At 73.8% G+C, this 11782-nt stretch carries 10 protein-coding genes; 6 read left to right on the plus strand and 4 right to left on the minus strand.

What is annotated here, in order from left to right:
• Positions 1 to 75: 75 nt before the first annotated feature.
• From ABD335_RS16400 to ABD335_RS16415, 4 genes are all read right to left on the minus strand, one after another.
• On the minus strand, positions 76 to 636 hold the full coding sequence (locus ABD335_RS16400) for a NifU family protein (RefSeq protein ID WP_344323491.1): 561 nt from the start codon (positions 634 to 636) through the stop codon (positions 76 to 78).
• 12 nt (positions 637 to 648) lie between these two features.
• Positions 649 to 2436 carry a nickel-dependent hydrogenase large subunit gene (locus tag ABD335_RS16405; protein WP_344323493.1) on the minus strand — a complete coding sequence of 596 codons (1788 nt, stop codon included), beginning with the start codon at positions 2434 to 2436 and terminating at the stop codon, positions 649 to 651.
• Positions 2437 to 2479: 43 nt separating this feature from the next.
• A complete protein-coding gene (locus ABD335_RS16410; protein WP_344323494.1) occupies positions 2480 to 3532 on the minus strand; it encodes an NADH-quinone oxidoreductase subunit B family protein in 1053 nt (350 codons plus the stop codon).
• A gap of 120 nt (positions 3533 to 3652) precedes the next feature.
• Positions 3653 to 5365, minus strand: coding sequence for a hydrogenase maturation protein (locus ABD335_RS16415; protein ID WP_344323496.1), 1713 nt, complete (start codon positions 5363 to 5365; stop codon positions 3653 to 3655).
• 184 nt (positions 5366 to 5549) lie between these two features.
• On the opposite strand from ABD335_RS16415, the gene hypA reads away from it, so the two are divergent.
• Genes hypA through hypE form a run of 6 tightly spaced genes read left to right on the plus strand, consistent with a single transcriptional unit; the run spans position 5550 to position 11723 of the window.
• Positions 5550 to 5945, plus strand: a complete 396-nt coding sequence (hypA, locus tag ABD335_RS16420) for a hydrogenase maturation nickel metallochaperone HypA (RefSeq protein ID WP_344323497.1) — start codon at positions 5550 to 5552, stop codon at positions 5943 to 5945.
• Complete coding sequence (hypB, locus tag ABD335_RS16425) at positions 5945 to 6745, plus strand: hydrogenase nickel incorporation protein HypB (protein ID WP_344323498.1); 801 nt, start codon at positions 5945 to 5947, stop codon at positions 6743 to 6745. Before hypA ends, hypB begins: the two co-directional genes overlap by 1 nt.
• Positions 6746 to 6765: 20 nt before the next feature.
• Positions 6766 to 9135 carry a carbamoyltransferase HypF gene (hypF, locus tag ABD335_RS16430; protein WP_344323501.1) on the plus strand — a complete coding sequence of 790 codons (2370 nt, stop codon included), beginning with the start codon at positions 6766 to 6768 and terminating at the stop codon, positions 9133 to 9135.
• Positions 9136 to 9179: 44 nt separating this feature from the next.
• On the plus strand, positions 9180 to 9518 hold the full coding sequence (locus ABD335_RS16435) for a HypC/HybG/HupF family hydrogenase formation chaperone (RefSeq protein WP_344323503.1): 339 nt from the start codon (positions 9180 to 9182) through the stop codon (positions 9516 to 9518).
• A complete protein-coding gene (hypD, locus tag ABD335_RS16440; protein ID WP_344323505.1) occupies positions 9515 to 10651 on the plus strand; it encodes a hydrogenase formation protein HypD in 1137 nt (378 codons plus the stop codon). The genes ABD335_RS16435 and hypD overlap by 4 nt, the downstream gene beginning before the upstream one ends.
• On the plus strand, positions 10644 to 11723 hold the full coding sequence (gene hypE, locus ABD335_RS16445) for a hydrogenase expression/formation protein HypE (protein ID WP_344323507.1): 1080 nt from the start codon (positions 10644 to 10646) through the stop codon (positions 11721 to 11723). The genes hypD and hypE overlap by 8 nt, the downstream gene beginning before the upstream one ends.
• The last annotated feature ends 59 nt before the right edge of the window (positions 11724 to 11782 follow it).

The raw sequence follows: 11782 nt of genomic DNA on the forward strand, positions 1-11782 counted from the left end.
GGCGGGCGGGACGGTGGGCGAGCCGCCGCAGCCGGGGCGAGGGGAAGGGGACGGGGGAGGGCGCGGGCACCGCGGTCACCCGCCCGTCTCGGCGGCGCGGGCGGAGCGCCGGAAGAGGGAGTCCACGGGGACGAGCGCCGTGGGCGCCTGCGCCGGGGCGGTCTCGACGTCCACGCGCTCGATCTCGGGCGCGAGGCCGGCCACCGCCTCCCGCACGGCGTCCGCCAGGGCCCGGGGCGAGGCGGAGCAGCCGCGTCCGCCGCGCAGCCGGACGCGCGCCGCCGTCTCCGACAGCTCCAGCAGCTCCACCTCGCCCGCGGCCGGGCCCTGCCGGCTCCGTACGTCCTCCAGGGCCCGGCGCACCCGGGTCTCCACCGGATCGGGGTGGAGGTCGTGGACCAGCAGGAGGTGGCCGACGAGCTCGTCCTCCGCGAGGCGCCGCAGGAGGCCGGCGCCCCCGCCCTCGCCGAGGCGGGCCGTGATCCGGGCCAGGCAGTCGCCGTAGAGGTCCACCAGCGCCTCGACGGTCTCGGCCGCCCGGGTGGCCGCGGGGCCGTCCGGCAGCGACTCCAGGCCGGACAGCAGCTCCTCGGTCCGGGCCACCTGCGCGCGGGCGCGCTCGTCGTCCCAGGGCATGGGTCCGCCTCCTCAGGAGAGCGCGCCGAAGGTCGGCGAGTGGTGCTGCCGGAGGGTGCGCCCCCCGCCGAGGTACATGTGGACGCCGCACGGCAGGCACGGGTCGAAGCTGCGCACGGTGCGCATGATGTCGATGCCCTTGAAGTCGTCCGGCCCGTTCTCCTCGAAGATGGGGCAGCCCTGGACGGCGTCCTCGTACGGCCCGGGGGTGCCGTAGACGTCGCGGGGGCTGGCGTTCCAGGGAGTCGGCGGGTACGGGTGGTAGTTGGCGATCTTCTTGTCGCGGATCACCAGGTGGTGGGAGAGGACGCCGCGCACCGCCTCGTGGAAGCCCACGCCGATGCCCTCCTCGGGCACCTCGAACTCCTGGAAGACCTTGGTGCGTCCGGCCCGGACCTCCTCCAGCGCCTTGTCCACGAAGTGCAGGGCCATGGCGGCGGCGTAGGCGACGAAGTACATCCGCGCCCGGTTGCGCTCGATGGTGTTGGGGAAGGGCGGGGGCGTCCACTCCAGCCGCATCTCCGGCGTGGCGGGCGTCTTCGGCAGGTCGATCTCGACGCTGTGCCCGGTGGAGCGGACGTAGGGGGTGCGGACCTTGCCGGCCAGCGCGGTGACCCACAGTCGGGCGATGGGGCCGCCGCCGGTGTCCAGGGCGAGGAAGTCGCCCGTGCGCTTGTCGTACCAGCGCGGGCTCATCACCCAGCTGTAGTTGCCGCCGTTCAGGTCGCGCTTCTGGGGCTGCGGCAGGGTGGTCTGGTTCCACGGGTGGCGCTGGTCGACGGGGTTGCCGAGGGGGTCCTTGTCGACGTAGGTCTCCTCGCCGATCCAGTCCTCGTAGTACGAGCTGCCCAGCAGGATCCGCATGCCCAGGTTGATGTCGACCAGATCGGTGGTGACCAGTTCGCCGTCCACGACGATGCCGGGGGTGACGAACATGGCGTTCCCCCACTCGTTCATCGACCGGTAGTCGTAGTCGACCACTTCCGGGTCCTGGAAGGCGCCCCAGCAGCCGAGCTGCGTGCGGCGGCGGCCGACCTCCTCGTAGCCGGGCAGGGCCTCGTAGAAGAAGTCGAAGACGTCGTCGTTCATGGCGACGGCCCGCTTGACGAAGTCCAGGCAGCGCATCAGCCGCACCAGGTAGTCGGTGAAGGCCTGCGGGGTGGCGACGGTGCCGACGCCGCCGGGGTAGAGCGTGGAGGGGTGGACGTGCCGGCCCTCCATCAGACAGCACATCTCGCGCGTGAGACGGCTCATGGTGAGGGCTTCCTTGTAGGTCTCGCCCTCGAAGGGGTTGTAGGAGCGCATGATGTCGGCGATCGTGCGGTGGCCGTGGACGTCGCCGCGCGGGGCCGCGGTCCGCTCGGCGCGCTCCAGGACGCTCGGGTTGGTCTCCTTGACCATGCGCTCGCAGTAGTCGACGAAGACCATGTTGTCCTGGAAGATCGTGTGGTCGAACATGTACTCGGCCGCCTCGCCGAGGTTGATGATCCAGTCCGCGAGCGGCGGCGGCTTCACCCCGTAGGCCATGTTCTGGGCGTAGATCGAGCAGACCGCGTGGTTGTCCCCGCAGATGCCGCAGATGCGGCTGGTGATGAAGTGCGCGTCCCGGGGGTCCTTGCCCTTCATGAAGACGCTGTAGCCGCGGAAGATCGAGGACGTGCTCCGGCACTCGACGACCTCCCGGTTGGGGAAGTCGATCTTGGTGTAGATGCCCAGGTTGCCGATGATCCTGGTGATGGGGTCGAACGCCACCTCGGTAAGGGTGCGCTGCTCGACCGGGACGGTCTGGCTCGTCGTCACGGGGCGGTCCTCTCGGGCGTTCTCGGCGTCGTTTTCGACGGCGTCACCGGCCGGTCCAACGCGGTTGGTAGCCGGAGGTCAGTTCGGTGCGGTTGTGGCGCCACTTGGGCTCCTTGTTCACGGTGCGGTTGGTGATGGAGCGCAGTGACCTCACGAGCGGCCCGTAGGTGCGGCTCAGCAGCCCCGAGGAGACGCTGCCGCCGGGGGGTTCGTCCATGAAGGGCATGAACTTGTCGGGGAAGCCGGGCATGGTGCAGGCGATGCAGATGCCGCCGACGTTGGGGCAGCCGCCGATGCCGTCCATCCAGCCCCGCTTGGGGACGTTGCAGTTCACCACCGGGCCCCAACAACCGATCTTCACCTGGCACTTGGGGGAGTTGTAGTCCAGCGCGAAGTCGCCCTGCTCGTAGTAGGCGGCCCGGTCGCAGCCCTCGTGGACGGTCTTGCCGAACAGCCAGGTCGGCCGGAGCTGCTCGTCCAGCGGGATCGGCGGCGCGAGCCCCGCGGACTGGTGGAGGAGCCACAGCAGGGTCTCCATGAAGTTGTCCGGCTGGACGGGGCAGCCGGGGACGTTGACGATCGGCAGCCCGCCCGCGGAGCGGAAGTCCCGGCCCAGGTAGTCCGCCAGGCCCATGCAGCCGGTGGGGTTGCCCGCCATGGCGTGGATGCCGCCGTAGGTGGCGCAGGTGCCGATCGCCACCACGGCGTACGCCTTGTGGGCCAGCCGGTCGATCCACTGGTTGAGGGTGATCGGCTCGCCGGTCTCGGGGTCGTTGCCCATCGACGTCCAGTAGCCGTCGCCGTTGATGTTCTCGTTGGGGATGGAGCCCTCGACGACGAGGACGAACGGCCCCAACTCGTCGTTGGCGGCCTGGTGGAAGGCCCGGGTGAACTCCTCGCCCGTCTCGTAGGCCAGCACCTTGTTGTGCAGGTGGACCTTGGGGATGCCGGGGATCGCCCCCAGGACCACCTCCTCCAGGCTCGGCAGCGTCGCGGCGGTGACCGAGACCGTGTCGCCGTCGCAGCTCATGCCCTCCGAGGTCCAGAGGATGTGGATCTCCTCGACGCCGCTGGGGGCCGACGTGTCGGTGCTCATGGCGGCTTCCTTCCTGGCTGCGGGGCCCGTGGGGAGGAGCGGGCTCCGATCCGGCGCGGCAGCGGCGGCCCGCGTCCGGCCGCCGCCCGTCTCCTGGAGCCTGACATTTCCAACAAACGCCTACAACTCAAACTTTTGCCGCCGGGGGAGTGCCTCGGTCAGGTGCTCCGGCGTGCGCGTGATCGGCTCCTTGCGGACGAAGGCCGAGCGCAGGGCGTGGTGCGGCTCGCCCGGCCGGAAGAAGCACCGGTGCATCCGCGCCAGTTCCGCGCCCCGGTGGTCCCGCAGCGGCCGGACGGACTCGTCGCGTTCGCGCACCACCTTCTTCTCCCCGATCCGCATCTGGAGTGCCGGATCGGCGGCGAGGCCGGCCGCCATCCGGGCGACCTCGCGGAAGAAGGTCTCCGGCGCCACGGACAGCACCCGGTCCACCAACCCGATGCGCAGGGCGGCGGACGCGCCCACCGGCAGCGCCTGCCGGGTCAGCCGATCCGCCTCCTCGACGCCCACCCGCCGGGGCAGGGTGTAGGTCCAGTACTCCGAGCCGTACAGCCCCATCAGCCGGTAGTGCGGGTTGAGGACCGTGCCCGACCTGCACCACACCTCGTCCGCCGCCAGCGCCAGCATCGCCCCGCCGGCCGCGGCGTTGCCCCCCAGCGCGGAGACCACCAGCCGGTCGGTCGTGGTGAGGACCGCCTCCACCAGGTCGTCCATGGCGTGGATGTTGGCCCAGGCCTCCGCGGCGGGATCGTCCGCGGCCTCGATCAGGTTCAGGTCGATGCCGTTGGAGAAGAAGTCCCGGCAGGCACCGAGCACCACCACCTGGGTCGGCCGGGAGCAGGCGAAGCGGTAGGCCGCCAGCAGGCGGCGGCACCGGTCGGTGCCCATCGCCCCGCCGGGGAAGGAGAAGCGCACGAAGCCCACCGGGCCGCTCTCCTCGTAACGGATCTCGCTCCAGGTGCGGCGCCCGGCGGGAAGCCACAGCGGCGCGGAGACCTCGGGCACGTCCGGCAGCCGGTCGCCCAGCGCCAGGGCGGCGGGCAGCTTGAACGTCCGCGGGCCCCCCGGCCGCCGCCTGGGCCGCAGTTGGGGGATCCACACCGCGCCGTCGGACGTCGCCCGGCAGATCGCCCCGCACCGGGTGGCCAGCACCTCGCCGGGACGGCCGCGCAGCCGGTCCTCGTAGTGGCCGCCGTGCAGGTACCACTCGCCGCCCGCGAACGCGTCCAGCACACCGGGACGGGAGTCGGCGGCCCGCAGCCTCCGCAGCACCACCCGGGTGGGGTCGTTCTCCCAGTCGATGCGGCGTTCGTCCTGGCCGAGGTACGGGCGCGGGCCCGGCCCGTCCTGCGGTTGCGGCCGGGGGGTGTACGCGCCGGAGGCGAAGCGCCTGACGGCCAGCAGCACCGCTTCCACGGCGGCGTCGGCGACCTCGCCGCGGTACAGGTCGCCCTTGGCGACCTGCTGCGGCACGGAGAAGGGCGCCGACGCCCAGACGGGGCCCGCGTCCATCTCGGCCTCGGCCTGGAGGACGGTCACGCCCCACTGCCCGGCGCCGTCCTGCAACACCCGGTCCAGCGACGAGGGACCGCGGTCGCCGGGCGGCCCGGGGTGCACCACCAGGCAGGTGCGGGCCGACCAGACCTCCTTCGGGATGGCGGTCGTCAACATCGGGGCGAGGACCAGATCGGGGGCGTGCCGTTCCACGACCTCCCATCCGGAGCCGTCCCCGGGCACGAGTTCCACGGCGACCGTGTGGCCGCGCTCCTCCAGTTCCACCAGGACCCGCTGGGTCAGACTGTTGAACGCGCTCGCCACGAGCAGGATCCGCATGAGGCCTCCCGGACCGTTGGGCCGTTGCCGTCGTCTGTGGGCCGTGATCCTCACCCACCGGACCCGCGGACCGGACCGTGACGCGCTCGGTTCCCCCGCGGGCTTGCGCTGTCCGGGGGAACTCGACCCCGGTGCCGTGGCGGCGGTCCGGGGCTCCCCGGACCGCCGGCTAGCGTGGCGCCCCATGCACGAGCTGTCGATCGCCCTCGCCGTCGCCGAGAGCGCCGAGGAGGCCGCGCGCCGTCACGGCGCCGACGCGGTGGAGGCGGTGCGCCTGCGCGTCGGGGAGCTGTCGGGGGTGGTCGCCGACGCCCTGCGGTTCTCCTTCGAGGTGGTCGCCCGGGACACCGCGCTCGCCGGGGCCGAACTCCGCATCGAGGAGGTGCCCGCCCGCGCCCGGTGCCGGGCGTGCGCGGAGGAGTTCGCCCCGGGCACACCGCCGCGGCTGTGGTGCCCGGAGTGCGGGGAGTCGGAGACGGAGCTGGTGGCCGGACGCGAACTGGAGATCGTCGACGTGACGCTCCCGGAGGGCCGCCCGTGCCCCGGGAGCCGCTCGGCGCGGCAGGAGGAGAGAGCGTGATGTGCCGGGTCGTCGACCTGAGACAGGCCGTACTGGCGAAGAACGACGGGCTGGCGGCCGCGCTGCGGGAGGAGCTGACCGGCCGCGGCGTCACCACCGTCAACCTGCTGTCCAGTCCGGGCAGCGGCAAGACGGCCCTGCTGGAACTCCTCCTGACCCGGGCCGCGGCACGCGGCCTGCCGGTGGCCGCGCTCACCGCCGACCTCGCCACGGAGAACGACGCCCGGCGGCTCGCCCGCTCCGGGGCGCCGGTCAGGCAGGTGCTGACCGGCGGACTGTGCCACCTGGAGGCGGACCAGCTCCGCGGCCACCTGGAGGGCTGGCTGCCGGACGGCACCCGGCTGCTGTTCGTGGAGAACGTGGGCAACCTGGTCTGCCCGGCGACCTACGACCTGGGCGAGACGCTGCGGGTGGTGCTGATGTCGGTCACCGAGGGCGAGGACAAACCGGCCAAGTACCCCACCGCCTTCGGCCTGGCGAACCTGGTCGTGCTCGCCAAGACGGACCTCGCCGAGGCGGCCGGCTTCGACGAGGAGGCGTTCGCCGAGAACGTCGAGCGGGTCAACCCGGGCGTGGAGGTGCTGCGGACCTCCGCCCGCACCGGGCGGGGCGTCGAGGAGCTCCTGGAGCGGATCACGGCCGTCCACGCGGGGCGGAGGCCCCACCGGCCGCCGTTGGCCGGTCGGCACCTGCGCGACCACGGACACGACCACGGACACGATCACGATCACGGCCACCGGCACGAGCCCGCGCCGGGCGCCCTCCGTCTCGAACCCGACACCGGCCTTCCGGTGCGGTGACGGCCCCGGAAAGGAGCGCCATGACGGCCACCGTCGACGACCGGCCCGGACACGGCGCGGTACGGCGCCGCGTCCGGGTGGGAGGCACCGTCCAGGGCGTGGGGTTCCGGCCCTTCGTCCACGCACTCGCCCGCGAACTGGGGCTGACCGGCTACGTGGCGAACGACGCCGGCGGCGTGATCGCCGAGGTCGAGGGCGTCCCCGAGGCCGTGGAGGCGTTCTGCCGGCGCCTCCGGGACCAGGCCCCGCCCCTGGCGGTGGTCTCCACGGTGACCTCCGAACCCGTGCCGCCGCGGGGGACCGGGCACCCGTACGAGGAGTTCACCATCCGCCCCTCCCGGCGGGGCGAGGGCCGCACCCGGATTCCGCCCGACACCGCCACCTGCGACGACTGCCTGCGGGAGCTGGCCGACCCCGCCGACCGCCGCCACCGCCATCCGTTCATCGCCTGCACGCACTGCGGACCCCGGTTCACCATCGCCACCGCGCTGCCCTACGACCGGGCGACCACCACCATGGCCGCCTTCTCCCTGTGCCCGACGTGCGCCGGGGAGTACACCGATCCCGCCGACCGCCGCTTCCACGCCCAGCCGGTCGCCTGCCACGACTGCGGCCCCCGGCTGCACCTGACGCACGCCCCCGGGACCGACGCCCGCGACGCGGACGGCGAACGGGCGCTCGCCGGGGCCCGCCGACTGCTGGCCGCGGGCCGGATCGTGGCGGTCAAGGGCGTCGGCGGCTACCACCTGGCCTGCGACGCGACGAACCCCGCCGCCGTCGCCGTCCTGCGCGAGCGCAAGGCACGCGGCGGCAAGCCCTTCGCGGTGATGTGCCCCGACGTCGCCGCAGCGGCCCGGCTCGCCCGCGTCGGCCCCGCCGAACGCCGCGCCCTCACCGGCCGCCTGCGGCCCATCGTGCTGCTGCGCCGCCACCTCCCGGGCCGGGAACCGGAACCGCTGGCCCCTCAGGTGTGCCTCGGCAGCCCGGACGTGGGCGTGCTGCTGCCCTACACCCCGCTGCACCGGCTGCTGTTCGGCCTGCCCGGCGACCCGCCCGGGCCCGAGATCCTGGTGATGACCAGCGGCAACCGCTCCGGCGAACCCATCGTCACCGACGACCGCGAGGCCCTGACCCGCCTGGCGGGACTGGCCGACGCCTGGCTCTGGCACGACCGGCCCATCGCGGTGCCCTGCGACGACTCGGTGGTGCGGGTCCGCGCGGACGGCGGCGAGGTCGTGCTCCGCCGCTCCCGCGGACACGTTCCCGTCCCGGTCGAGCTCCCCTTCCCGGTGCCGCCCTCCCTGGCCGCCGGAGGAGACCTGAAGAACGCGTTCTGCCTGGCCGAGGGGCGCTCGGCCTGGTTCTCCCCGCACCTGGGCGACCTGGACGACCCGACCGGCACACGGGCGCTGGAGCGCGTCGAGCGGCACCTGCGGAAGCTGACCGGGATCGACCCCCGGCTGTTCGCGGCCGACCGCCACCCCGGCTACCGCTCCACCCGGTGGGCCCGACACCGCGCCGGAGACCGTCCGCTGCGCCTGGTGCAGCACCACCACGCGCACGTCGCCTCCGCGATGGCCGCCGCCGGGATCGACGGCCGAACCCCGGTCGTCGGCGTCGCCTTCGACGGGACCGGCTACGGCGACGACGGGGCGATCTGGGGCGGCGAGGTGCTGCTGGCCGACTACGACGGATACCGGAGGCTGGCCCACCTGGCGTACGTCCCGCTGCCCGGCGGCGACGCGGGAGTCGCCAACCCCTGCCGGATGGCGCTCTCCCACCTGCGCGCGGCGGGCGTCGACTGGGCCGACGACCTGCCGTGCGCGGCCGCCTGCACGCCGGACGAACGCCGGTTGCTGGCACGGCAGTTGGAGCGCGGAACCGCCTGTGTCCCGACCTCCAGCATGGGGCGGCTGTTCGACGCGATGGCGTCGCTGACGGGACTGTGCCACCGCGTCGACCACGAGGCGCAGGCCGCCGTCGCCCTGGAGGCGTCCGCCGCCGCGGCCGGCGCGGACGACGGCCCCGGCTACGCCTTCGCCCCGCGCCCGACCGCCGCCGGCCCGACCCTGCTGGACCCGGCCCCCGTGCTGCGCGCGGCCGTCGCCGACCTGCGCTCCGGCGTCGGCGCCCCGGTGATCGCCGCACGGTTCCACCGGGCGGTGGCGAGAGCGGTGGAGGAGGTCTGCCTCCTGGCGCGTCGGGAGACCGGTACCACCACGGTCGCCCTGACCGGCGGGGTGTTCGCCAACGCGCTGCTGGACGAGGAGTGCGCGGGGCGGCTGCGCGCGGCCGGCTTCACGGTGCTGCGCCACGGCACGGTGCCGCCCGGAGACGGCGGGCTGGCGCTCGGCCAACTGGTCGTGGCGGCACGCGCCGGCGACCGATGACCCGACCAACCATCAAAGACGGATCGGCGACGGACGGAGGACCCATGTGCCTGGCGGTGCCCGGCAGGGTGACCGGGATCGAGGAACGCGACGGCACCCGCATGGCGCGGGTCGACTTCGGCGGGGTGGTGAAGGACGTGTGCCTCGCCTACCTGCCCGACGTGGAGCCGGGCGAGTACGTCATCGTCCACGTCGGCTTCGCGCTACAGCGGCTGGACGAGGAGTCCGCCCGCGCCTCGCTGGAACTGTTCGAACAACTCGGGCTCCTGGAGGAGGAGTTCGGCGACGCCTGGGAGCGCGCGGCGGTCGAGTCCGGACAGGACCGGCCGGAGCCCGCGGAGCCCCCGGCGGTCGAAACGGCGGCACGGGAGGGTGCCCGGTGAAGTACATCGACGAATTCAACGACCCCGACCTGGCACGGCGGCTGCTGGACGACATCCACGCCACCGCCACCCGCCCCTGGACCATGATGGAGGTCTGCGGCGGCCAGACTCACTCGATCATCCGGCACGGCATCGACCAGCTGCTGCCCGAGACCATCGAGCTCGTCCACGGACCCGGCTGCCCGGTGTGCGTGACGCCCCTGGAGACGATCGACAGGGCGCTGGAGATCGCCTCCCGTCCCGACGTGGTCTTCTGCTCCTTCGGCGACATGCTCCGGGTGCCCGGCACCGACCGCGACCTGTTCCGCGTCAGGGGAGCGGGAGGCGACGTACGGGTGGTGTACTCGCCGCTGGACGCCCTGGAGATCGCCCGGCACAACCCCGACCGGGAGGTGGTCTTCTTCGGCGTCGGCTTCGAGACCACCGCGCCGGCCAACGCGATGACCGTCCACGAGGCCCGGCGGCGCGGCGTCCGCAACTTCAGCATGCTGGTCTCGCACGTGCGCGTACCGCCCGCCATCGAGGCCGTCATGCGCGCCCCGCACTGCCGGATCCAGGCGTTCCTGGCGGCGGGCCACGTGTGCAGCGTGATGGGCACCGCCGAGTACCCCGGACTGGCCGACCGCTTCGAGGTGCCCATCGTGGTGACCGGCTTCGAACCGCTGGACATCCTGGAGGGCGTCCGCCGGACCGTCCGCCAACTGGAGCGCGGCGAGCACCGGGTGGAGAACGCCTACCCCCGCGCGGTGCGGACGTCGGGCAACCCGGCGGCGCGGCGGATGCTGGAGGAGGTCTTCGAGGTCACCGACCGCGCCTGGCGGGGCATCGGGGTCATCCCGGACAGCGGCTGGCGGCTGTCGGAGGCGTTCCGCGAGTACGACGCCGAGCACCGCTTCGCCGTCACCGGCATCACCACCCGCGAATCCGACGAGTGCCGCAGCGGAGAGGTGCTCCAGGGCCTGATCAAACCCAACGAGTGCGCCGCCTTCGGCACCAGGTGCACCCCCCGCAACCCGCTGGGCGCCACCATGGTCTCCAGCGAGGGGGCCTGCGCCGCCTACCACCTGTACCGGCGCCTGGGCGGCCCCGTGCCGGGCTCCGCGCCGGCGAAGGAGGCGAGCCCCGTTGGCTGACACCGCCGACCCCCGCACCGAGCCGGTGGACCCGGCCGACTGGTCCTGCCCGGTCCCGCTGCGCGACCACCCGGTCGTGGTCATGGGACACGGCGGGGGAGGGGCGCTCTCCGCGGAACTGGTGGAGCACCTCTTCGTCCCCGCCTACGGCAACGAGGCCCTGGCGGGTCTGCGCGACTCCGCCGAGGTGGCGCTGGGCGGCGCGCGGCTGGCGTTCTCCACCGACTCCTACGTGGTGCGGCCGCTGTTCTTCCCCGGCGGCGGCATCGGCGACCTGGCCGTCAACGGCACGGTCAACGACCTCGCCATGAGCGGGGCCCGGGCCGCCTTCCTGTCGTGCGCCTTCATCGTCGAGGAGGGCACCGAGATGTCGGTGGTCCGACGGGTGGCGCAGGCGATCGGCACCGCCGCGGCGGCGGCGGACGTCGAGGTCGTCACCGGCGACACCAAGGTGGTCGAGGCCGGCCACGGCGACGGCGTCTACGTCAACACCGCCGGAATCGGGCTGATCCCCGAGGGCGTCGACATCCGCCCGCACCGCGCCGCGCCGGGCGACGTGGTGATCGTCAGCGGTCCCGTCGGACAGCACGGGGTGGCCATCCTGAGCGTCCGCGAGGGACTGGAGTTCGGAGCGGAGGTGTGCAGCGACACCGCCCCCCTGGGCGGCCTGGTGCAGGCGATGCTCGCGGTCACCCCGGACCTCCACGCGCTGCGCGACCCCACCCGGGGCGGACTGGCCGCCGCGCTGAACGAGATCGCCGCCGCGTCCGGCACCGGCGTCGTCCTGAGCGAACGCGCCCTGCCCGTGCCGGAGGCCGTGGCGAGCGCCTGCGGCTTCCTCGGACTGGACCCGCTGTACGTGGCCAACGAGGGACGTCTGGTGGCCTTCGTCCCCCGCGAGCACGCCGACGCCGTCCTCGCCGCGATGCACGCCCACCCGCAGGGCACGGAGGCCGCCGTGATCGGGGAGTGCGTGGCGGACCACCCGGGCACGGTGGTCGCCCGCACCGCCCTCGGCGGCACCCGTGTGGTGGACCTGCCGCTGGGCGAACAACTGCCCCGCATCTGCTGACGCCCCGGCACCCGGCACCCGGCCGGGGCCGGTGGGCCCGGGCCGTCCGCCGGCGGCAC

Source organism: Streptomyces macrosporus, from assembly GCF_039533145.1.
Taxonomy (GTDB): domain Bacteria; phylum Actinomycetota; class Actinomycetes; order Streptomycetales; family Streptomycetaceae; genus Streptomyces; species Streptomyces macrosporus.